Genomic DNA, 22957 nt, shown 5'->3' with positions numbered 1-22957 from the left:
GCAGTGGCCCGGTAGGGTACGCCTTTAATTTTTCAGGCTGGCCTGTCAATAACCAAACTCAATTTTCACAACAGCCGTTGCTTTCAAATAACGGCTGATTGCTATAGGTGTCTATTCCGGCAGCAATGTTTTCATCTGCTTGCGGCAGTGCAGCAGGCCTTTCATGATGTGCTTTTCGACGCCGCTTTCGGATATGCCCAGTTCCCTGGCTATGTCGCGATAGCTCATGCCGTGGAGGTTGTGCATGATGAAAACCTGACGGCAGCGGGGCGGCAATTCGTTTATGATCCGCCTTAAAATCCGCTGTCTCTGCTCTTCCGATGCCAGTTGCTCGGCCGATGGCGATTCGCTGGCCGGAACCAGGGTCGGATCCAGGGATTGCGCATGGTTTTCCGTCACCTTTCTATGCTTCAGGTGGTCGAGTGCCAGATTATGGGCGATGCGGAACAGCAGGCTGCGGGGGTGTTCGATCTTTTGCCTTTCCGCTTCGCGCGACAATTTAATGTAGCTTTCCTGAACAATATCCGCGGCAATGTCCCGACAATGCAGTAGGCCGAAGACATGATAGATCAGCTCGTTTTGATGTTGCTGGTACAGGGCTTCTAGGTTCAATTTCTCTTCCTTGGATGTCTGATAGCGTACGTAATGAAGATCGCCCGGGAAACATGAGCGTTTAGCGATGCGCGAATACAAATCCGCGCCTGAGTTAAAAAGCATTTTTTATGCCTGAAATGACAATAACATTATAAATATTAAGGTATTAGCGCCGTCAGGCTATTAGCTTCAAGACGGCATGCGATTTTTGATGTTGTTTTTATCGGGCGAAAATGCCATCCGGCAAGGCATACGCCTGTTTAGCGCTAAGGTATTTCCCTTGTTGGGATGTGTTAAATGACATAGTTCAATTAAAGCGGCCAACCCGTCGGTTTCGGTCTTCCCATGCGTTCTTCGAACCGTCATTTCACAGGTGAGGGGAATCGGGCGCTCACGCGTCTATTTATGAACTGATGTTACGCATTAGTTGAATTGAGACAGATTTACTAAAGTACCTCCCGCGCGGCGGTTATTTGAATTCAACGGTAGGGTCGAATTGACTTGTGCCCTTTAGGGTATTCGGCCCGAAACGCTTGCTGTTCAGTCTAGTGCGAATAAATTCGCACCTACGCATGCATGACCCTTCAGACGATAAGGTCACTGTCAGTTGAATAAAGCAGGACTTACGCCAGCCTGTGGGGGCGACTTCAGTCGCCCATTCAGATAAAAGGCGACTGAAGTCGCCTCCACAGGTTTTGAATCCGCTTGTTTCGGCGGATGAACAGGCAAACTGCGTAAGTCCTATAAAGACCGGTTTGACAATCTATCGCCAGCGCGGCAGGCAGGATAAAAAACGGCCCATCGTAACATCAGTTATAAAAAGCACTGCATATTGCCTGAATCGACAAAGCGGTCAATTTCGCCTGAAAATCTTGAAAAGGCTCTGCCCCGGCATGTTCAGGCAAAGGCAGGCTCTTTGGATCAATCTATTGCTATCTAACGATAAGTTTGATTCGATGCCTTTCCCAGTCCGGCGGCCCATAAAACCGGTGCGCCGGTTCGGAAGGAACAATACAGCATGGCCTGTACAGGCGGAACATGGCCGCGTTTCGAAAAATGGTTCGGAATTACAAGGCTTTATCCCAGTCTATAAGCTGATTGACATTACCCAAGCCCTATGAAAACAAAGAGCCCGAAATTTTATAGGCTTGCCCCTTCGAGGGCTTTATGATAATTCCAGAATAATCAAGAAGGGCACAAAATCCGGAACATCCATGCAACGAATTCGAAAACTATTCCTTTATACCCTGTTCACTCTCCTCGGTCTAAGCGTTCTCATCGCCGGCGCGGGCCTGCTGTTTCTGCAACAATCGCTGCCGCCGCAGGACGGCGAATTCATGGTGAGAGGACTGTCCGCGCCTGTCACGATCACATCCGACCGGCACGGCATTCCCGTGATCAAGGCCGGCGACCGTGCCGATGCCCTGCGCGCGCTCGGCTATGTCACGGCGCGCGACCGCCTGTTCCAGATGGATCTGATGCGCCGCAAGAATGCTGGCCGGCTGGCCGAGCTCTTCGGGCAAGTCGCCGTCGATAACGACATCAGAGCCAGAACCTACGGCTTTTCGCGCGTCGCGAAAGCGGTCGTGGCGAAACTGCCGCCTGAGCACCGGCGCTATCTCGAGGCTTACGCCGAAGGCATCAACAGCTATATCGACAACGCCCAGGCCCTGCCTTTCGAATTCACGGCCCTGGCGTACCGCCCCGAACGCTGGAAACCGGAAGACAGCCTGCTTGTGGTTTTGGGCATGTTCGATAACCTCACGGCTTGGGCGGAGCGCGAGGAGCGCATGCTGACGGTCATGGAGAAAAGCCTGCCGGCCGATGTCGTGTCGTTCCTGACGCCGGATACCGACCGGTTCACCGACAGCCTGTATGGCGACGCCAAGCCTTACCGGCCGGTAAGGCCGATTCCGGCGGCCTCGCTGGAAACCATGCTGGCCCGGCATGCGCCGGATGCGGTGAGGCTGGCCGAAGTCGTGCAACTGCGGGACCTCATGGCCGGCTCCAATGCCTGGGCCGTCAGCGGCGCGAAAACGTCTGACGGGCGCGCCATCCTGGCCAACGACATGCATCTGGGCATTTCGGTGCCCAATATCTGGTATCGGGCGGAACTGGAGGACGGAGCCGGCCGCACGGCGGGCGTGACCTTGCCCGGTACGCCCGTGTTCATCGCCGGCAGCAACGGCCGCCTGGCCTGGGGCGCCACCAACTTGACCGGCGATTTCCTGGACCTGGTGACGTTGGAGATCAATCCGGATAATCCCGATCAGTACCGCGTCGGCGATAAATGGCAACACTTCGAACAAACCCTCGAAAGCATCCGCGTTAAGGATAACGAGCCCGTGCAGATTACTGTCCAGCGCAGCATCTGGGGGCCGGTGGCCCTGGAGCCGTTGCTGGACAAACCGGTGGCCGTGCACTGGAGCGCGCTCGATGACAATGCCGTCAATCTCGAGCTGCTGGACCTGGGCCAGGCTGAAACGCTGGAGCAGGCCATGGCGGTGGTCAACCGCACCGGCGGCCCGCAGCTGAACTTCCTGCTGGCCGATAACCAGGGCCGTATCGGCTGGACGGTCATGGGCCAGATTCCCAGACGCGTCGGTTTCGACGGTTCGGTCAGCCGCTCCTGGGCCGACGGTTCGGCCGGCTGGGATGGTTACGTCGAGGCGGAGCAGTTGCCGCGCGAGATCGATCCGCCCTCGGGCTGGCTGGTATCGGCCAATGACCGGCGCATCGGCAAAGAATACCCGCACGTGATCGGGCGCCAGTTCGCCAGCGGCTACCGGGCCTACCGCATCACCCAGCGGCTGGGACAGATGCCGAGCATCAACGAGTGGTCGCTGTTCGCGTTGCAGCTCGATACCGGCAACGAATTCTATGATTTTTATCAGCAGCTGGCGTTGAGCGCGCTGTCGACCGGGAATGCCGAGCAGCAACCGGAACTGCGGGAACTGCGCGACACGCTGCTGGCCTGGAACGGCAGGGCCGACACGGACAGCCTGGGCTTTGCCCTGCTGGTGAGGTTTCGGCAACAGCTGGCGCAAAGCGTGTTCAGCCCATTCCTGGCGGCCAGCCGAAATATCGATAAAAATTTCAACTATGCCTGGACCTATATCGACACGCCGCTGCAGGCCATGCTGACCGAGAAAGTGCCGCGGCTGCTGCCTGACCCGGTCAATTACCGCACCTGGGACGACTTCATCCTGGGGCAGCTAAAGCGCAGCGCGCGGCAATTGAAGACAGCTTATCCCGATACGGCGCTGTCCGAACTGACCTGGGGGCGGAGCAACAAGGCGCAAATCAGCCATCCTTTCTCCAGGGCCGTGCCGCTGCTCGGGTTTCTGCTGGACATGCCGGCGGATGAATTGGCCGGTTGCGCCACTTGCGTGCGCGTCACCCGATCGGGCTTCGGCGCCAGCGAACGGTTGGTCGTCTCGCCCGCCCACCTCGACCAGGCGCTTTTGCACATGCCCGGCGGCCAGTCCGCGCATCCGCTGTCGCCCCATTACCGCGACCAGCACCGCTATTGGGTAAAAGGCCTGCCGATCGGCTTGCTGGCCGGTAAACCCGAGCATAGATTAGTGTTAAAACCCGATATCGACTGAACCGGTCTTATAATCTGAGTAGTTCACCACGAACGACTCAGGGGGCGAGCAGGGGTATATGAATTTTAAGCCAAAAAACCGTAGGTCGGGTTAGCCTTTGGCGTAACCCGACAGATCGAAGCCAAGCGGGTGCATTGTGGCGCGAAAGTGTCGGGTTACGCGGCGCTTTTATGCCCTTTAGGGTAAACCCGACCTACGAGCTTGCCCAACGGTTCGCCTTTGTCTGGCGGTTCTTCGATAACCCATTGCGCACCCGAAACAGGGCGGATACGTAGGGGCGAACCTGTGTGTTCGCCCTTGCTCAACGGTTCGCCTTTGGCCAGCGGTTCTCTGATCATTTATTGTGCACCCGGAAGCAGGGCGGACACGTAGGGCCACCCCTAGTGTGCCCGGCATGGGCTAAAACTTGTTATCTGAAAGGAGATAACCGGAAGTAGTAACGACAACCGTAGCGAAACGCAAGGGGGAAGCCGCGAGGCCAGCCTGAAAGAAGCGTGTAGCAAACGCACGACCGTAGGAATACGAACAAGCAGAGAGGCCGGGTGCGGGCGATGAGTGTGCTAGGGAACACGAAATCCAACCGTTACCGAAAGACGCATCAGGTAGAGCTTGGCGGCACGGGCGGAAAGTTTTAGCACCTTACCCGGGGAGATCTTCCAAATGAGAGTTTGGGAGAAGTCAGCAGAGGCCGTAGTAGTGAGGAAGGCTTGGAAACAAGCTGGAGCGAAGGGCCGAAGGAATCGAGATACGACGAAAGGACTCCTGTGAAAACACGAGTAGTCATCTGAAACAGGACGGAGCAGCCGCGAGCGGCAAGCTACCCAACTGCCATGTTTCGCTGGGCTTGGTGGATTCCAAGCAGTAGGCGAAGCCGGAGGTGGCGAGTGCAGTAACAGGGCGTTTACAACGTAAGATGTATCGACAAGGAGCAAAACCTTGGGCGGCTTAGCCGTTGATTCCAACCGCCGGATGCGGAAAACCGCATGTCCGGTGGTGTGGCAGGGGTGACGGGCGCAATCCCGTCACCTCGAGCCGATCAGGGCATCCGCACGATACAGACGCCCCTTTGATCTGACATTTTAAATGAGGTTGCGCGTGATCAAAATCGTCCACTGATAAACACGCTGATATAAAATACCGGTATGAAGCATACAGACAACGATTTTGACGAGGCATCGGATAGCGAGGATTTGATCGACGAACAGGCGGCCGCCTGGTTTGTCCGGCTGCGCGCGGACACGATCGGCGATGCCGAAAAAGCCGCGTTCGCGCGCTGGCGGGCTCAGAACCCGGCGCATCAACAAGCGTTTGATGAACTCTGTATGCTGTGGGGTGACCCTGGCCTGAAACGCGCATTAAGCGAGGCCGAAACACCATTAGCCGAATTTCCGCGGCCGAAAGACAAAGCGCGCCGTCACTTTCGGCTGCCTTTGGCGATGGCCGCCTGCCTGGCCTTGCTGTTCGTCTTCCGCATTGAGTTGGCCGTATTTTTCCATGCCGACTATGTAACGGGGGTGGGCGAACAGAAAACCGTCTATCTGGAGGACGGTTCCGCCGTCACGCTTAATACCGACAGCGCATTGGCGGTCACGATGAAGGGCGACAGGCGGAGCATCGAACTGCTGAAAGGCGAAGCCTTTTTCGACGTGCGGCCCGATGCCGGCCGGCCGTTTATCGTTCATGCCGACCATTCCATCACGCGCGTGCTGGGCACCCGGTTTTTCGTGCACGAGAAAGACCATAGCGATGAGGTCAAAGTGCTGTCCGGCCGCGTGGAAGTCACGGACGGCCAGCGCTGGCGGCAGTCGGTCGTTCTCCGGGACGGCGATGCCGTATCGGTCGGCCGGTCCGGGCATGGCGAAACCGGCCGGCTCGATACGAAACAGGCCACGTCCTGGCTGGACGGCTACCTGGTTTTCGAAGACATCGCCCTGAGCGACGTGATCGAACAGGTCCAGCGCTACAGAAACGGCATGGTGGTCTTCAGGGACAGCAGCCTGCGCGGACTGAAAATCAACGGCCGCATCAACCTGCGTGAGCCGGAGCGCATCCTGGACACACTGGAAAAGACCTTGTCGGTCAAAATAACGCGCCTGAGCGACTGGCTGGTCATCATCGGTTGACGGTTGAATTCATTGTCGATGCTAAAAAAGCATGGGCATAGGATGTGTCGACGCCAGGAGGCGCACTTGTGCCCTTTAGGGTATCATTCGCGAGCTTCACCGCATCGCCTGGAGCGTTTGCCTTTGAGCAACCCATCCAGTTCCCTTCGTCCCGCTTCCGCCTGTGCTGTCTCTAATAAATCCATATACTGCCTTTTCGGGCATCAATGCATCCCCGGCAATCAACTGAAACTAATTTTTTTTATTTTTCAGGTGAGGGTTTTTTTCGGCTGGATCGTCTATTTGTTTGAAGCTCTGTAATAGCGGCCTTTTCCCCCCCACACAGATCCCCTGTTCGGAACTTCAATAGCCTTAAAAAAACCGCCAGGCATGGCGTGGTAGAGTCCAGGGATGGATTTTTTGAATTCTGGCTCCGGCGGCGTCGGCAGACGTATTGGCCGGGCATCTGTATTTTGGGAACGTCTTTAATGTTATTGCCGATATGAATTTGGAGTGCCTTTACCGATCAACTCGAAGCGAGGAAGCATGAAAACATCAAAGTTGGTGCAAGAACGCAAAAGAAGAGCCATGCCCCCCAACATGCCTGAAGAGCGCAGCGTTCGCGAAGGCGATGACTTGCTGGATCTGTTTCCCTTGCCCCGGTATTTTCAGGTGCATTTCCAGCATGTTCATGAAAATACCCAGGATATACAAGCGCAAATGGCTCAGCTCAAGCAATATGTAACACAAGTGGATGTCAAACTGGACCGGCTCATGGCGTTATTGGGCGATGCTCCCGACAGGCAGCCGGACGATGGCGAAAAATTATAGAACACGGTCCTGACGCAACAATTTTCAGTTTCGGCAGTGACGACGGTTATTAATGACAAGAGGTTATAAATTCATGACATGTCCTTGGCGGAGCCTGCTCCGACAATTTTTAACGGCGCTTTTTCTGGGCGGCTTTTCAGCAACCTGTTTTGCCACGCATACGGAGTCGGCGGCGCTGAGCCAGCAACAATTGCTGAACAAGGCCCGGCAATCACAGAACACGGTAGAGAAACTGGATGATCAGACGCAATCGATGTTATCGGAATTCCGCGCCGCCAGCCTGGAGCTTGAAAACCTGAAGATTTACCACGACCAGCTGGAAAAAATCGTCGCCAGCCAGGAGCAGGAAAAGGCGGAACTGGCCAGACAGATGCAGGAAATCGATGTGACCCAGCGCAATATCATGCCGTTGATGTTGCGCATGCTGAAGGTACTGGACGAGTTCGTCGAGCTGGACGCCCCTTTTCTGGAAAATGAACGGCGCATGAGAATCAGCGAATTGCATCAGCTACTGGATCGTTCCGATGTCGATCTGGCCGAAAAATACCACCGCCTGATCGAGGCTTACATGGTCGAAACCGACTATGGCCGGACCATTGAAGCCTACAAGGGCGACCTGGACCTGGACGGTAAAAAGCGCACGGTGGAGTTCCTGCGCTTCGGCCGGCTGGGCTTTTATTACCTGACCCTGGACAATAGCCAGGCCGGCTATTGGGACCGGGACAAGAAAGACTGGCAGGTTTTGCCCGATGCCTATCGCGGCGCGATTTCCCAGGGCCTGAAAATAGCCCAGAAACAGGCGGCGCCCGATCTTCTTAAACTGCCGGTTGCGGCGCCGGAGGCTTTGCAATGATGTCTCGCAAGCGTTTCAAATGGCCGGCCGCGGCGGCTCTGTTGTTGAGTCAGCTGATTGGCGCGGAGTCGATGGCGGCGGATAATCCCCGTTCGCTGGATGATTTGATTAAACAGGTGCATAACGAAAGCGTTCTGGAAAGCAGGGAACTGGAGGCTCGGGAACAGGTGTTCCGCCAGGCGCGCGATAACAAGGCGGCGCTGCTGCAGGCGCTGAAAAGCAAACTGGCCGCCGAACGCGCTCGCGGGGCGACGCTGAAACAACGCTACGAGGAAAACGATCCCTTCATCCAGGCCGAGTCCGAGCGCCTGCACGAGCGCATGGGCTCGCTGGGCGAGCTTTTCGGCGTCGTCAGGCAGACGTCAAAAGACGTGCAGAGCCTGTTCAACGTTTCGCTGATCTCCGCGCAGCTGCCGGACCGCGAGCCGCTGGTCAAGCGTCTGGCGGAACGCAAGTCCAACCCCACGATCCAGGAAATGGAGGATTTCTGGTACTTGCTGCTGGACGAAATGGTGCAGTCCGGAAAGGTCAAGCGCTTCGAGGCGCCGGTCATTACCATCGGCGGCGAGGAACAACGGCGGGAAGTGGTGCGGGTCGGCGCCTTCAATGTCGTGTCCGACGGCGTTTATCTGCGCTATCTGCCGGAAACGGGGCGCCTGGTGGAACTGGGCCGGCAGCCTTCGTCCCGGTACACCGACCTGGCGCGGGAATTACAACAGACGAAAACCGGCATCGCGCCGGTCGCGCTCGACCCTTCGCGCGGCGCTATCCTGTCGCTGATGGTGCAGTCGCCGGATCTGGGCGAACACGTCAATCAGGGCGGCGTCATCGGTTACATGATTATCATGCTGGGCGTGATCGGGTTGGTGCTGATCGCCGAACGGGCCGTGGTGCTGATGCGGCTCCAGCGCCGCATGAGCCGCCAGCGGCACGGCGACGATACAGGCGAAGACTCGCCGTTGACCCGCCTGCGCCAGGTTGAGCGGGACAACCCGCTCATGGATGCCGAAACCCTGGGCCTGAAGCTGGACCAGGTCATTCTCAGCGAGCGCCCGGCCATCAAGCGCTTTCTGCCGACCGTGTCCATCTTTGCCGGCGTGACGCCTTTGCTGGGCTTGTTGGGCACCGTCACCGGCATGATCGAAACCTTTCAGTCCATCACCCTGTTCGGCAACGGCGATCCCAAGCTGATGTCCAGCGGTATTTCGGTCGCACTGGTGACCACGGAGCTGGGCCTGATCGTCTCGATTCCGCTGCTGCTGTCCCATAACTGGCTGTCCGGCGGCACCCGCAAGGTCATTTACATGCTCGACGAGGAAAGCGCCGCCATCGTCGCGCGCCGCGAGGAAAGCCTGCATGCTGTCGGCGACTGAACTGATCGATATCGCCGCCGCGTTCATGGACAAGGGCGGGACGGCGCTGTGGGCGATTATGGCGGTATCGTTGCTGATGTGGATACTGATCATTGAGCGGTATCTGTATCTGTACTATTCCTATCCGCGGCAACTGGAGGACGTGAAGACCGCCTGGCGGCACTATAAAAACGCGCCGCTGCCGATCGCGATGCGGCTGCGCACCGGACTGATCAGGGAATTGCAAGTGTCCGCCGGCGCCTATCTGCAGAGCATCACGGTGCTGTCGCAGACCTTGCCGCTGCTAGGCCTGCTCGGCACCGTGTTCGGCATGATCCATACCTTCGAGGTCATAGCGATGTTCGGCAACGGCAACGCGCGCGGCATGGCCGGCGGCATCTCGGAAGCGTTGCTGACGACCATGGCCGGGCTCGTGACGGCGTTGTCCGGCATCTACCTGAGCTCGAACCTGAACGAGCGGGTCAGGACCGCCATCGACAAGGCGGAGGACGAACTGGACTGGACGGACTGCGCTCGACACGCGCAGTCCCGGCTGGAGTTTCGCGGCAGCGATTATTAACCGATATAAATCGTAGGGTACGCATGGCGTACCATTTTCTATCCCGAGTTTAATAAAGGTACGCGGTGCGTACGAGACTGAAAGAATTCATTTTTTGGCCCAAATTAATCAATAACCACAGAGGAAGCAGAGTTGTTAAATCATTGAATTAGCCGACCTTATTTTCTCGGTGTCCTCTGTGCTCTCTGTGGTAAATCATTTTTTAACCTGACAGGGATAATACTTTCCCACTCTCGTAACCCAGAATTAAAAGCTGTTCTTAGATATTTATAAAAATGAAAATACATAGCGAAGAAGACGATACAAGCAGTACCGAAATCAACATGACGCCCCTGATCGATATGGTGTTTATTCTGCTGATTTTTTTTGTCGTGACCTCGTCAACCATCAAGGAAAGCGGCATTGAAGTCAGCCGGCCGTCCGCGAAAACGGCGGAACGCCAGGAAAAAGGCAACATCCTGATTTCCATCGCCAAAAACGGCGATATCTGGATTGACCGGCGCAAGGTCGATGTCGGCGCCTTAAGGGCCAATGTCGAGCGCCTGCATGCCGAGAACCCGGAAGGTTCGGTCATCATCGCCGCCGACAAGGACGCGCTGACCGGACTGCTGGTCCAGGCCCTGGATCAGGCGCGCCTGGCCGGCGTGGCCAATGTCTCCATCGCGGCCTATAGCGAATGATGATCCAGCGTTTTCTCGCCATTGGCCTGGGCGCGTTGACCGTCAACGTGCTGCTGTTCGTGATCATGGAGCGCATGTCGGCGCAAAAACCGACTACGCTGACGGCGCCTGCCGATGCCCTGACTATCGATTTTGTCCGCCTGAAACGGGAGCCTCCGCCTCCGCCGCCCACCAAGGAGCGCGTCAAGCCGCCCGAGAAGCAGAACGAGCAGTTGACGATGCCGGACCTGTCGATGCCCGCTCAAAAACCGATGCAGATCAATAATCTGTCCATGGCGATGCCGAAACTGGACATCCCGATGACTATCGCCGGCGCCCCGATGAAGGCCATTCTGGGCGAGGGCATGCCGAGCGGCGGCAAGGCGAACTTCGGCGGCATGGGTAACATGCACGAAGCGGTACCGCTGGTGCGCATCGCGCCGATGTATCCGCCCGGCGCTCTGTCAAAAAGGCAGGAGGGCATGGTCAGGATCGAGTTTACGGTGGCGGAGGACGGCACCGTCGTCGAACCCGCCGTGCTGGTGTCCAAGCCGAAAGGCGTTTTCGACCAGGCCGCCTTGCGTGCCATTCGGCGCTGGAAATTCGAGAAAAAGCTCGTGGACGGGCACTCCGTGCAATGGAAAAGCATGCAGACAATTTATTTCAAGCTGGATAAATAATGGCTGTTAATCAAATAACCAAGCGCTCAGCGACGTTACTGCGGCTGTGCATCCTTCTGGCCTCGCTGGCGGCGACCGGCGCTAACGCCGAGGACAAACAGAAAAACACCGTATCCCCCGAAACTTTCAAGGCTTTGAACAAGGCCCGCGAGCTGTCGGATACATCCCGGTTTCAGGAGGCGGTCTCGCTATTGAAAGCACATCTGCCGAAAGTGGCCGGCAACCGCTATGAAGCGGCGATGATCAATCAGTATCTGGCTTACGCCTATCTGGAAGATCACCGCAACGCGCAGGCGATGAAGGCTCTGGAGGCCGCGCTGGCAGGCGCCGACACCTTGCCCGCCGACAGCGTTCAGAATCTGCGCTATAACCTGGCGCAGGTCGCAATGCAGACCGGCAAGTACGAAAAAGCGGCGGCGGAACTGGATAAATGGTTTCCGCTGGAAAAAAGTCCCTCGGCCGATGCCTGGTACATGCGCGGCCTGGCCTACTATAAGCTGTCGCGCTTCAAACAGGCGACGGCGCCGCTGAAAAAAGCCATCGCCCTGTCGGCGCACGAAGACTGGTACGTTTTGCTGTTGAGCATTTATCTGGAGCAGAAGCAGTACAGGGATGCCATTTCCGTGCTGAACCAGCTGCTCAGCCTGTACCCCGGCAAACGCGAGTACTGGATGAATCTGGTGGACGCACAATTGATACTCAAGGACTACGATAAGGCGCTGGCGACGCTGATCCTGGTCCACCACCGCTTCGATCTGGAAGAAAAAGACCTGCTGCGGCTTGCCCAGCTCTACATGCACCAGAACATTCCCTACAGCGCCGCGAAACTATTGACGCAGATGTTCAAGACAGGACGCATTGCGCGTTCAGCGGCCAATATGGAATTGCTGGCGAACAGCTGGGCACTGGCGAGAGAGCACGAAAAGGAACTGGAGGTCCTGAAGCAGGTGGCGGCGATGAAAAACGACGGCGCCAGCTATCTGCGCTGCGCGCATATTCAGCTGAAGCTGACGCGCTGGAAAGAGGCGATGGCCATGCTGGAAAAATCCCTGGCCACAGGCAACCTGAAAAACCCCGAGCAGGCTCATCTGCTGATGGGCATCGCCGCCTTCAATGCCGGCAACGCCGGCCGCGCGGTCAGCGCCTTCACCGAAGCCGGTAAATACAGGAAAACCAAAGGCCAGGCGGCGCGCTGGCTACAGCAGGTCAATGCGAAAAAACATGGGTAACTGATATTACGCATGGGCCGTTTTTTATCCTGCCTGCCGTGCTGGCGATAGGTTGTTAAACTGATCTTTATTCAACTGACAGTGACCTCATCGCGTGAATGGTCATGCACGCGTAGGTGCGGATTCATTCGCACTCTTCGCACACCATGAATGCTCTGCAACTGTTGACTCGTCAGAACAAGACTGACTAAGGATTTGGTCGCAAATAATTTCCCTGTTTAAACATAGGATGTGCCGACGACAGGAGGCGCATCATTTGCGAGCGATGCGCTTCGCTGTGCTCAGCACATCCTATGCAAGATTCCAGTTTCAGGAAGCAATTGTTAGCCAAATCCTAAGTACTAAAGCATTTCCTCGTTCCCACGCTCCTGCGTGGGAATGCAGACCGCAGCTGAACTGGGCACCGGTATGGGTTCCCACGCAGGAGCATGGGAACCAGGGAATACTTTCACAGTCTCGTACCCTACTGTGTTTTTCAGGCAAGCTTGTCGATAACAAAACTCAATTTTCACAACAGTTGTTGCTTTCAATTAAGGGCTGATTGCTCTAAATAACAGCATTTTATTCAAGGAAGTTATCTTTAGCCGAGTCCTTAGAAAACATGCATAAATAACTGCCGGTGGCCGATTCTGCTGGCTTTTCTGACCACGTTCGTCCGCTTTCTGCCTATGTTGAAAACTAGCCCTGTTTATCCAGCCATTCGAACACATTCTTTAAGATTTGCGCTCTTTCGTTGGCGCGATGGTTTAAAAGCTCATGCTTCAATCCATCAAAAATAATTAACGATCTGTCATCGCCGCCCAGTTTTTCATACAGTAATTTTGCACCCGCAACCGCGGCAATAGGGTCTGCATCACCATGGCATATCAATGTGGGAAGCAAAATCCGGTTGGCATTGAGCAAAACAGCTTCCCGGGCTCGCTTAAACTCATGCAGCCAGTTGAGCGAGACGTTATTGACGATATAAGGGTCATGCTTAAAGGCTTCGATAATTAGAGGATCGTCCGTTAATTCATCGGGAACGATCATATTGGGAATCTTCAGTCGCGGCGCTATTCCCGACAGCGCATCCGCGAAAAAGCCGCCGAAATTGGCAAACCAGGAGGCAAATGCTACCGGACAGGAAAAAATCATCAGACCCTGTATTGTCGAGGAATAGTGCAAGGCGTAAGTCAGCGCGACGATAGTTCCCATGCTGTGGGCAAATATAAAAACCGGCTTTGCAGGGTCTGTGTTGACAATTTCATCAATAAATCGGGCTAAATCATCGACATAGTCCGCAAATGCCTTGACATGCCCGCGCTCGCCTTCGGATTGACCAAAGCCCCGTTGATCGAAACCGAAGCAGCTAAAACCCCGTGCCGCGAACGTTTGAAAAGTGGTTTCATAGCGGCCGATGTGCTCGCCCACACCATGCAGGAATACAATGGATGCCCTGGATGAAGCGACCGGCAGCGTTTTATAAAAAAGAGAAAGATGATCCCTGGTCTGAAAAAGTCCCGTCATATTGAAAATTCGTTTTAATGATAACTTTCCATGATAACTATCCAATAAATTGAATTGACACGCAATTTATGGTTCTTTTGCCTCGTCCTTATTTTTCTTATCCTCCTTTTCTTTTTCCTTGGATTTATAAAGATCAATCGAGATTAAAGCGAAAACAGCCGCCCAGAGCTTGGATGCGATATTCTGCCCGTACTGGAAAAAAGCGAAAGAATCCTTTACACCATAAGGCAAATAAATAAAAAAATACTCCAGAACAAACCACATGGGAGGGAAAATACCCCAGATTATCAGCAACAGGTATTTGGTTCTTAAAGTTTTTTTTTCATATAAAATCCATAATGTTGCCACTACGGCAAGCAGGCCGAAAATGATAAAAGCATAAATTCCATCCCGAATTGAGCCTTCGTAAACCATCCGAAGTCCAGGTGCATCATTAGTCATTGATTTTCCTCCAAATTCATATCAGCGCTGATTAAAATCAAATATCATCCCCTTCATGCATCAAGAGCGCGGAAACTTTAAGTTGAAGACCAGGCTGCGGCTTTGCTTAATTTCTGTTCAATAAAAAATCGTCTGTAAGTCTCACTGCTTGCTGTCCGATAAATGATGCTCGATAATGCCATGAATTTTAAGTTCTTCCATCAGTTCTTTAACCGAAGGCCAGGGCTGCGATTTTTCATAACTTCTGGGCCAGTCATCCCATCCATACCCCCAACGCCACGGTGTCGGCAGCCAGGGCGCCCCGCCTATGCGGGTGCCGGCATAGATAATATTGCCAAAAACCGGCGCTTTGTTGTTCACGCATCGCATGAGTTCCTGATCCGCTTCTTGACGATCCTGCTCACTGCCTCCGCACCAATAGGCAATATCATGCGCAATGCAACAGGCTGCCCATGAATTATCAAGCCACCGCGAACAGCCATCGGTAGTAAAAATAAAATCAGGCTGCGTTTCTGAATCGGCAGGATTTGGACTGGCGCGCTTTTTTTTGCAATACGTTTCCGCGACGCTCTCAAGGGCATCTCGCATCGGCTTGTTTTTGGTATAAGGCTCGATAGACATACGCGATTCCAACGTAGTACACCCCGTAAACAGGCCATTCACCAGTAAACCCATCAGAAGTCTGCGGCTTATTAGCGCTATTAAACGGTTATTTTTCATCCGGGACTTAATTCATGATCATGGTCGGCTTTATTTATATTAGCAGACAGGGCAGGCAATGTTTTTCTGCTCATCCTGAAATGATGATGCGCCGGAGCGGAAGCCCGGACAAAATCACCCCCCTGATTTGCGAAAAAGGATTGAGCTTCTGAGTTTTTCCATCAGCGTCTGTATAAACAGCCGGGGACCGGACAGCCGGTTATTAAGCCATTCTTTCACGGATTTAAGCCGGGCGACAATGTGCTGGTGGATGGCGCTGGCTTTGACCTTGCCGATGGCCCGCATTAACAGGTCGTATGACTGTCTGAACCAGCCGAAAGTCATGAGTTTTTCTTTCGAGACGTTAAACAGCCAGAAGGTAAACACGGCCACGGGAATTTTGCCGACATACAGCGTCGCCCCGGCGATGGCCTGGCCCGTGGCCATCAGTTTAAGTGCCACGATGCCCAGCAACTCCACCTGGATGAATAAAGCCAAAAAAAGCACCAGCAAGGCATGGCGATTGAGCCGGTAAATCAATGTCTCGACTTTCTGGAGAATTTTCAGGCCGTGAATAAAGGCATAAATCGGTTCGGCGATGTTGTCCCAGACCAGTTCTTCCAAAACGATATAAACGGTTACCAATATTCCCAGAACGATATCGGCTATTTTTGCGATGATTTTTTTCAGCATAACCCGATCCTCAACACGCTCATTGTCAGCGCTCCATTGTATAGCAGACCAGATTGAAGCTCGGGGAAAATCCTGCCTATTCCGTAAAAGGCGTTTATGGGATGGGTTTGATGCGTCAGCCCACCCCATGCGTTTCGGACTTTCCGGACAGGAACAGGCGTCAATCGGCGGATGGCGCGGCGCTTATCCGCATTGCGCGCTGAACAGCGCCTCGGCGCGTCTGCTGATTTCTTCCGGCGACAGGTCTTCGATATGGGAAGCCAAAAACCAGACATGCCCGAACGGGTCTTCCAGCGTGCCGGTACGGTCGCCGTAAAACTGATCCAGCAGCGGCCTGACGACCTTCGCGCCGGCATCGACGGCCTGCGCGAATTGGGCGTCGACATCCTCTACGTATAAATGCAGCCCGGTGGATGAACCGCCTTGTGTTTGGGGATTGCGCAGCGGACTTTGGTCGCAGGCGTCCGACAACATCAAGGATGAGTTGCCGATCCTGAGTTCGGCATGCCCGATCTCGCCGTTCGGGGTAGCCAGCCGGAACACTTCCGTCGCATCGAATGCGCGCTTGTAAAATTCAATGGCTTCGGCCGCGCCTTTAATACAAAGATAAGGGGTGATGCTGTGGTAACCGTCGGGGATAGGTTTGACTGACATGACTTTTCTCCTCTCGAAATGAACATACCGAGCTGCCTGACCAGGGGGCAACAGACAGCAGGCAGTATAGCGAACGACTGGTAAATCGTCATTAACGGACGTATTTTTAGACTCTGTTTCTGTATTTTGTTGCCGTTAAGTTCAACGCATGGGCCGGCGATTACAGGGTCCGAAATTGGCGCCTTCATCGCAAACCGTCACGCGTGGGCACGAATAGCCTGTGTCCGCCCCGCGCTCAGTGCGATTTGAAGCAAAAACAGGTTGTTGGACCTGACTGAACGGTGAGCGGGAGCGCGTCGCATCAACCCCCCCGCTGTCGGTACACACCCTGCCTTCAAAACGCCGAATTGTCCGAAAGCTATGACTCACCGTATCTCAACGGCAAAACCGTCGTGTCGATGGCCTTGCGCAGCACGAAACTGGACTGGACGCCGCTGACGCCTTCGATGCGGGTCAGTTTTCCGAGCAGGAAGTCCTGATAATGATCCATGTCCGGCACAACCACCTTCAACAGGTAATCCGCCGCCTGGCCGGTGATCAGGTAGCATTCGAGCACTTCCGGCCAGGCGCTGACATGGGCTTCGAAATTCTCGAACCGGTCCGGGGTATGCCGGTCCATGCTGACGTGAACCACGGCGGTCAGTTTCAGCTGCAGCTTGGCCTGGTTCAACAGGGTAACATGGCGGTCGATGAAGCCGTTGTCTTCCAGCTGCTTGACTCTTCTTGAGCAGGGTGAGGGCGATAGTCCTATTTTATCGGCCAGTTCCAGGTTGGAAATGCGCGCGTTCTTTTGCATTTCGTCCAGGATGCGTCGGTCTGTTCGGTCTATTTTCATGGCGGTTCAACAGGGTAGTTGTCGGCTTCAGGCGATCTAGGACAATGATTATACAAACAGATGACAAGCAGTAGGCAATAATTGCTTAAAAAGCCGTTTTTGAATGCATATTGGCAATCATTCACTCAGACCTTTTTCCTATACTGTCGCTTCACTTAACGACCATCGAGCGGGGAAGCATTATGAGTACAGCACAGAAAGCGGTTTTCGATCATCATAAGTACAGACCCAGCCCTGTCATCAATCTGCCGCGGCGGCAATGGCCCGACCGGCGCATTGAGCAGGCGCCCATCTGGTGCAGCGAGGATTTGCGCGACGGCAATCAGGCGCTGATCAATCCCTTGACCATCGAGCAGAAAACGGCTTTCTTCCAGCTCCTGGCACGGATCGGCTTTAAGGAGATCGCTGTCGGCTTTCCTTCGGCCTCGCAGACCGATTACGACTTTATCCGCCAGCTGATCGAGCAACGGCTGATACCGGACGACGTCACGGTGGCGGTTCTGATGCCGGCGCGCGAGACGTTGATCCGGCGCAGCTTCGAGGCCTTGAAGGGGGCAAAAAGCGTGATCATGCATCTGTACAATTCCACCTCCAGGGTGCAGCGCGAACAGGTCTTCAACATGGACAGAAACGGCATTACCGCGCTGGCCGTCAACGGCGCGCGGGTCATGAAGGAATGCGCCGCGGCGCAGCCGGAGACCGCGTGGCAGTTTCAGTATTCGCCGGAGAGTTTTACGGCCACGGAGCCTGATTATGCCGTGGAAATCTGCAATGCCGTCGCCGAGATCTGGCAGCCGACGGCCGAGCGGCCGATTATCTTCAACCTGCCGTCGACGGTCGAGATTTCGACGCCGAATGTCTACGCCGACCAGATCGAATGGTTCAGCACCCACATCCGGCATCGCGAGGCGGTCATCATCAGCGTGCATACGCACAACGACCGGGGCTGTGCCGTGGCGGCCGCCGAACTGGCGCTCATGGCCGGCGCCCAGCGCGTCGAGGGCACGCTGTTCGGCAACGGCGAGCGTACCGGCAATGCCGACATCATGGTAATGGCCATGAATCTGTACAGTCAGGGCGTCGATCCCGAGCTGGATTTTTCTGACCTGGACGCGATCAGCCGCCAGATCAGCCGCTTCAACCAGATCGCCGTGCATCCGCGCCATCCTTATGCGGGCGATCTGGTGTTCACGGCCTTTTCAGGCAGCCATCAGGATGCGATCAAGAAATGCCTTGAGGCGCGCCGGCCGGGGCAGCCGTGGAATGTCGCCTATCTGCCCATCGATCCGGCCGATGTCGGGCGCGATTATCAGGCGGTGATCCGCATCAACAGCCAGTCCGGCAAAGGCGGCGCCGCTTATGTCATCGAGCGGGAGCTGGGCCTGCAACTGCCGCGCTGGTTGCAGATTGAATTCAGTCGTATCGTGCAGCGCCGGACCGAAACCGAGGGGCGGGAAATCAGCGCGCAGGAACTCGTGGCATTATTCGAGCAGACCTATTTCGCCAGGGACGCGGTTTACCGGCTGGCCGGATTTCATCTCGATCACGACCGGGAGGAGACACTGTCGGCGCGCCTGGTGTCGGCGTCGGGAGAGATAACCGTGACCGGGACCGGCAATGGCGCGCTGGATGCCTTTATCAATGCGCTGGAACGGCAGTTCGGCCAGGCCATCGAAATCACCGACTATCATGAGCACGCGCTGTCGACCGGCAGCGATGCCAGGGCAGCCTGTTATATGCGCTTGAAATACGATGGCGAGACCCATACCGGCATCGCCTGTCATGATGATATCGTCAGCGCTTCGCTGAATGCCGTTTTGAAGCATATCACGTAATTTTATGAAGCCCCTCGGTCCGAATTGCTTCGGCCCGAGGAGCTGAATTCAAGCGAAGCAATCGGTTAACTTATCCAGATGCAGGGGCTTCGACTTGATCAAGCTGAGCCAGGCGCTGCAAGGGTAATTCCAGGCACAAGCCGCGATGAACCAGCTCTTCGCGTAGCTTTTCAATGCGCCGGACGCTGGCGTTGTTTTCGCTAGGACGATAACCGACGATAATCAGCAGTCTCGATGCGGAACGGCGAAACGCCAACAGGGCGATCAAGTCCAGTGTCGCGTCATCGCTCCAGTGGGCGTTATCGACGACCAGGATAAAGGGCGAATCGCCGCTCAAGGTCTCAAAAAACTCGGCGGCCTCTCTCAGCATGCGGCGTGTATTGTTTTCAGAGACTTTCGGCAGCAGGGCGGCCAGTTCCTCGGCGCTTAACAAGTTCGACATTTGAAACAGCCAGCAGGGCGCAACTTGATTCAAACGCTCGATCAGCGCTCTTCCGGAAGGTTCCCGGCAACGGCGCTCCAGGGCTTCCAATAAAGGCAGGAAGGGTTCCGCGACCCCGTGCAGTTGCACGCATCGGGAACGCAGCAAGGCCAGTTCGGGAGATTGGATTTTGGCCAGGAACATGTCGAGCAATGTCGATTTACCCGTGCCTCGCTCCCCCGCCAGAAAAACCACGCACCGCTCTTTATTTTTCGCCTGCTGAAAGGCTTTCCGGAGCAAGGCCAGTTCCGCCGGGCGTTCAATCCAGGCGGACGAGGGCTCAACTTTGGTCCGGTAATGCAAAGGGATCAGATGCTCGAGAGATTGCGTAACCGAGACCTCGGGCAGGAAACGATAACCCCGACGGGTCACTGTGGAGATAAAGCGCGGATTTTTACGGTCGTCATGCAAAATATTGCGCAGGGAATTAACAGCCAGCCTCAATGCCGAGTCGTCGACAAGCCGGCCATCCCATACCGCATCGAATAATTCCTCCCTGGATACGACCTGTCCCGTGTGCCGCAGGAAATAAAGCAATAACCGATAAATTTTGGGCGGCAAATCGACAGCGGTTTTACCTTTCCACAAGAGCTGGCTGGCCATTTCCAGGCGAAACGTTTCAAACTCGTAAATAGAATTTTGATCCATCGACGCAAGCATAAAAAGCCTGTAGTAGAGATAATGTCAGACTCTAACACAAAAATAACAAATTGCTAACAACTTACAGGAGGGGCTTAAGTATACTGGCACCGGACAAGGATTTAACTAAAAATTAACGCTTCTTTGAATTACAGACTGAAACTTATTGGAAGTATTGAGAATTAAAGGGATCTTCGACCAGGTTAAACCTCATCGGTTCGATTCCGGAATAGAGTTGTAGAAGTAAGGATAAGCCAAACTTGTTGTGAGGCGAAGAATAGCAAGCTACGGGTCTTTGGGTGGATGATGATAAAGAAGGCTGGGTTGCGTTTTTTTAATTTGTAAAAACTTGGAATTTAGTTATGGAAAAGCAAGCTTGTATTTTGGGGGCCGTCACATTGGCGCTGGCGTCTGTTACTTTTACCCCAAGCGCGGGTGCTGCGGTCGTTAATGCTTACAGTGAAGGATATGGGCTCTCTGTAAATTTGGATGTTGGGGGCTCAAACTTACTGGCAGTGGCAGCACCTGCTGGTATATCGGGAACAGCCCCGGCGCCCTATAATCTGAATGATGCGCTTTTAGGCTTTGACGTTGGCGTTGATTTACTAGTAGCTCAAGCTCATGCTTCGATCGATGTAATTACTGGATCGGCGGATTCCAATGTTGATGGATCGGCCGGTAATAAAACCACGAGCGCATCCGGCGGCATCGAAGGTTTAAACATCAATGCCAGTCTTTTCTCGATTTTTGGTCCTGGATTAAGCCTGTTTGAGCTGGATAATTGGACTTTTAGCTCCAGCGCCGAGGTAACGGGGGATTATGGCAATATGACCGCCTCGGGAAGCGCTAATATCACATCGTTAGGCTTGAGCATATTAGGCCAAGATATCCAAGTTGACACCAATGCCGGACCAAATTCCATGATTGATTTAAGTGCGCTCGGACTCATTGGCGCCACTTTGATTCTCAACGAACAGATAACGGATTGCTCCAATTCTTTTTGCTCAATGACGGTCAACGCACTGCGCTTATCCTTGAATGGTTTAAATAGTTTATTTGACGCCGACATCATCATCGGACACTCATACGCGGAAATGTCAGCTGAGAATATATCAGCCGTTCCCGTTCCAGCCGCTGTCTGGCTGTTCGGCTCGGCAATGGCTGGCCTGGCCGGATTCTCGCGCCGTCAAGCGGGCAGAGCGATTGCTTAACGGCTTAGGATAAGTATGGATATCAAAGCGGACAGGCTGTTTTGCCCGCTTTGCATAGGAAACTGGTTCAGGATGAACAAAACTTCTGAAAAGACCGAGGACGTGGTTGATGCGGAAGTGTTTAAAAAGCCAAACTCGTTGTAAAGCGGGGACGGAAAGCCACGGGTCTTTCAATGGCGAAAGATGGCTGGGTTGCAATATTTGTTTTTTAAATTATTGCAGAGGAAATAAAAATGAAAAGAGTTACTGTATTAAGCCTGGTGCTAGGCTTGGCGATGCTAGGCGGGGGGAATATAGCAAGTGCTGCTACTTATGGACCCGTAACATCCGACGGATATGCTCAGAGCCTGCTTTCTGAGGATGGCGACTTTGAAGATAGCAATGATGATGTATCGGATAATTTTTTTGGTGCTACCGATTGGACGGATATATCTAATGAACTGTCTTTCACAGGTGATTTGAGAAGCGGAACATGGTCGATTGATTCCTCTTTATGGGATACTTATCAAGCCATCACTCTGGTTCTTAAAGACGGAAGAACAGGCAGACCACCCAATGGTATTTTTTACACAGCCTGGCTGCTAGTAGAAGGTTCAATATCTGGTACTTGGGCAATGCCTGACAAAGATCTTTCACATATGAGTCTCTATGGTAGCAATATAAACATTGGTGGTGATGAGCCGCCAGCCGTACCTGTCCCCGCGGCAGTCTGGTTGTTCGGATCAGGTCTGTTGGGTTTGATCGGCGCGGCGCGCAAAAAATCAGCGGCCGCCTGAGGTTAAAATCTGATTCCAATTCAGTAAAGGGGCTTCGGCCCCTTTTTTTATGACCGCTGAAATGCAATATACCGATTAATACCGGTGTAATCGACAGGGCCGTTTGGCTTATACAGCATAAGGCTGATTTTCAGGCTTCTTTCAAGCCTGGTGATGACCGATTTCCTTTTTTATCAGGGCGAGCATAGCCAGGACCGACATTCCGCAGCAAAATTTGACCTAATCAGAATTATTTCAGTATCGATTGTTAATCGGCCTATTCATTTTTCTTGATTCCCAGGCGTTTTAATCCGGCAATTCCTACGGATTGATGCCCTGATGCCGTAAAATGAACAGACACGTAGGGGCGAACCTGTGTGTTCGCCCTTGCTCAACGGTTCGCCTTTGGCTAACGGTTCTCCGATAACCCTTTGTGCACCCGAAACAGGGCGGACACGTAGGTCCGCCCCTACCATGCATCCGTACGATACAGGCGCCCCTTTGATCTGTATGAGCCGCATCGCAAATTATTAGGTGATTTCCATGTTAAATATTATTCCGGTAGTGGCTGAATTGGCTGCGGAATGTCAGTCAGGACATGATACCTCATCGGCTGACTGTAGAAATCAAGCGCGTTTTCTGCGGCCGTCCTGCAAAATATCGCGCAGGGAATTAACGTCCAGCTGAAATCCCCGATCATCGACAAGCCGGCATCCTACA

At 54.2% G+C, this 22957-nt stretch carries 21 protein-coding genes and 1 riboswitch; of the genes, 12 read left to right on the top strand and 9 right to left on the bottom strand.

Annotated features, from left to right (window positions below; genetic code table 11):
- Positions 1-111 precede the first annotated feature (111 nt).
- Positions 112-717, bottom strand: a complete 606-nt coding sequence (locus METMA_RS0107510) for an RNA polymerase sigma factor (RefSeq protein WP_020158461.1) — start codon at positions 715-717, stop codon at positions 112-114.
- Between the two features lie 1091 nt (positions 718-1808).
- On the opposite strand from METMA_RS0107510, the gene METMA_RS0107500 reads away from it, so the two are divergent.
- A complete protein-coding gene (locus METMA_RS0107500) occupies positions 1809-4202 on the top strand; it encodes a penicillin acylase family protein (protein ID WP_020158459.1) in 2394 nt (797 codons plus the stop codon).
- A 155-nt stretch (positions 4203-4357) separates the two neighbouring features.
- Here the strand turns inward: METMA_RS0107500 and METMA_RS0107495 are convergent, their stop codons facing one another.
- On the bottom strand, positions 4358-4540 hold the full coding sequence (locus METMA_RS0107495; protein WP_020158458.1) for a hypothetical protein: 183 nt from the start codon (positions 4538-4540) through the stop codon (positions 4358-4360).
- Between the two features lie 804 nt (positions 4541-5344).
- Between METMA_RS0107495 and METMA_RS0107490 the strand changes: the two genes are divergently transcribed.
- From METMA_RS0107490 to METMA_RS0107455, 8 genes are all read left to right on the top strand, one after another.
- The gene (locus METMA_RS0107490) at positions 5345-6325 is read left to right on the top strand and encodes a FecR family protein (RefSeq protein WP_020158457.1); all 981 of its coding nucleotides are present in this window, start codon (positions 5345-5347) and stop codon (positions 6323-6325) included.
- 525 nt (positions 6326-6850) lie between these two features.
- On the top strand, positions 6851-7135 hold the full coding sequence (locus METMA_RS0107485) for a hypothetical protein (RefSeq protein ID WP_020158456.1): 285 nt from the start codon (positions 6851-6853) through the stop codon (positions 7133-7135).
- A 73-nt stretch (positions 7136-7208) separates the two neighbouring features.
- Positions 7209-7988, top strand: a complete 780-nt coding sequence (locus tag METMA_RS0107480) for a DUF3450 domain-containing protein (protein WP_020158455.1) — start codon at positions 7209-7211, stop codon at positions 7986-7988.
- Positions 7985-9361, top strand: a complete 1377-nt coding sequence (locus tag METMA_RS0107475) for a MotA/TolQ/ExbB proton channel family protein (protein ID WP_020158454.1) — start codon at positions 7985-7987, stop codon at positions 9359-9361. The genes METMA_RS0107480 and METMA_RS0107475 overlap by 4 nt, the downstream gene beginning before the upstream one ends.
- Complete coding sequence (locus METMA_RS0107470; RefSeq protein ID WP_020158453.1) at positions 9345-9920, top strand: MotA/TolQ/ExbB proton channel family protein; 576 nt, start codon at positions 9345-9347, stop codon at positions 9918-9920. The genes METMA_RS0107475 and METMA_RS0107470 overlap by 17 nt, the downstream gene beginning before the upstream one ends.
- A 275-nt stretch (positions 9921-10195) precedes the next feature.
- Complete coding sequence (locus METMA_RS0107465; RefSeq protein ID WP_020158452.1) at positions 10196-10600, top strand: ExbD/TolR family protein; 405 nt, start codon at positions 10196-10198, stop codon at positions 10598-10600.
- Complete coding sequence (locus tag METMA_RS0107460) at positions 10597-11259, top strand: energy transducer TonB (RefSeq protein ID WP_020158451.1); 663 nt, start codon at positions 10597-10599, stop codon at positions 11257-11259. The genes METMA_RS0107465 and METMA_RS0107460 overlap by 4 nt, the downstream gene beginning before the upstream one ends.
- Entirely contained in the window at positions 11259-12488 is a 1230-nt protein-coding gene (locus tag METMA_RS0107455) for a tetratricopeptide repeat protein (protein WP_020158450.1), read from the top strand. Before METMA_RS0107460 ends, METMA_RS0107455 begins: the two co-directional genes overlap by 1 nt.
- A gap of 678 nt (positions 12489-13166) precedes the next feature.
- On the opposite strand, the gene METMA_RS0107450 is transcribed toward METMA_RS0107455, so the two are convergent.
- The 6 genes from METMA_RS0107450 to METMA_RS0107425 all read right to left on the bottom strand — a co-directional run bounded on the left by METMA_RS0107450 (position 13167) and on the right by METMA_RS0107425 (position 17316).
- Positions 13167-13994, bottom strand: coding sequence for an alpha/beta hydrolase (locus METMA_RS0107450; RefSeq protein WP_020158449.1), 828 nt, complete (start codon positions 13992-13994; stop codon positions 13167-13169).
- A gap of 66 nt (positions 13995-14060) precedes the next feature.
- Positions 14061-14435, bottom strand: a complete 375-nt coding sequence (locus METMA_RS0107445; protein WP_027147120.1) for a hypothetical protein — start codon at positions 14433-14435, stop codon at positions 14061-14063.
- Positions 14436-14576: 141 nt separating this feature from the next.
- Positions 14577-15056, bottom strand: coding sequence for a hypothetical protein (locus METMA_RS0107440; protein ID WP_232216332.1), 480 nt, complete (start codon positions 15054-15056; stop codon positions 14577-14579).
- Positions 15057-15269: 213 nt separating this feature from the next.
- On the bottom strand, positions 15270-15827 hold the full coding sequence (locus METMA_RS0107435; RefSeq protein WP_020158446.1) for a hypothetical protein: 558 nt from the start codon (positions 15825-15827) through the stop codon (positions 15270-15272).
- A 183-nt stretch (positions 15828-16010) separates the two neighbouring features.
- Positions 16011-16481 (bottom strand): VOC family protein, encoded by a 471-nt coding sequence (locus tag METMA_RS0107430; protein WP_020158445.1) that lies wholly within the window; start codon positions 16479-16481, stop codon positions 16011-16013.
- A gap of 358 nt (positions 16482-16839) precedes the next feature.
- Positions 16840-17316 carry an Lrp/AsnC family transcriptional regulator gene (locus tag METMA_RS0107425; protein WP_020158444.1) on the bottom strand — a complete coding sequence of 159 codons (477 nt, stop codon included), beginning with the start codon at positions 17314-17316 and terminating at the stop codon, positions 16840-16842.
- A 182-nt stretch (positions 17317-17498) separates the two neighbouring features.
- On the opposite strand from METMA_RS0107425, the gene leuA reads away from it, so the two are divergent.
- Complete coding sequence (gene leuA, locus METMA_RS0107420) at positions 17499-19151, top strand: 2-isopropylmalate synthase (RefSeq protein WP_020158443.1); 1653 nt, start codon at positions 17499-17501, stop codon at positions 19149-19151.
- Between the two features lie 70 nt (positions 19152-19221).
- Here the strand turns inward: leuA and METMA_RS0107415 are convergent, their stop codons facing one another.
- Positions 19222-20280, bottom strand: a complete 1059-nt coding sequence (locus METMA_RS0107415) for a winged helix-turn-helix domain-containing protein (protein WP_040590437.1) — start codon at positions 20278-20280, stop codon at positions 19222-19224.
- A gap of 353 nt (positions 20281-20633) precedes the next feature.
- Here METMA_RS0107415 and METMA_RS27460 point away from each other — a divergent pair, with 353 nt between their 5' ends.
- Both METMA_RS27460 and METMA_RS27765 read left to right on the top strand, forming a co-directional pair.
- Positions 20634-21482 carry a choice-of-anchor P family protein gene (locus METMA_RS27460; RefSeq protein WP_020158441.1) on the top strand — a complete coding sequence of 283 codons (849 nt, stop codon included), beginning with the start codon at positions 20634-20636 and terminating at the stop codon, positions 21480-21482.
- 118 nt (positions 21483-21600) lie between these two features.
- Positions 21601-21682, top strand: a riboswitch (cyclic di-GMP riboswitch).
- A gap of 33 nt (positions 21683-21715) precedes the next feature.
- Positions 21716-22258 carry a hypothetical protein gene (locus METMA_RS27765; RefSeq protein WP_020158439.1) on the top strand — a complete coding sequence of 181 codons (543 nt, stop codon included), beginning with the start codon at positions 21716-21718 and terminating at the stop codon, positions 22256-22258.
- The last annotated feature ends 699 nt before the right edge of the window (positions 22259-22957 follow it).

Source organism: Methylobacter marinus A45, assembly GCF_000383855.1.
GTDB classification, from domain to species: Bacteria; Pseudomonadota; Gammaproteobacteria; order Methylococcales; family Methylomonadaceae; genus Methylobacter; species Methylobacter marinus.
Note: the sequence above shows the minus strand (reverse complement) of the source record. Positions and strands in the feature narration are given on the sequence as shown.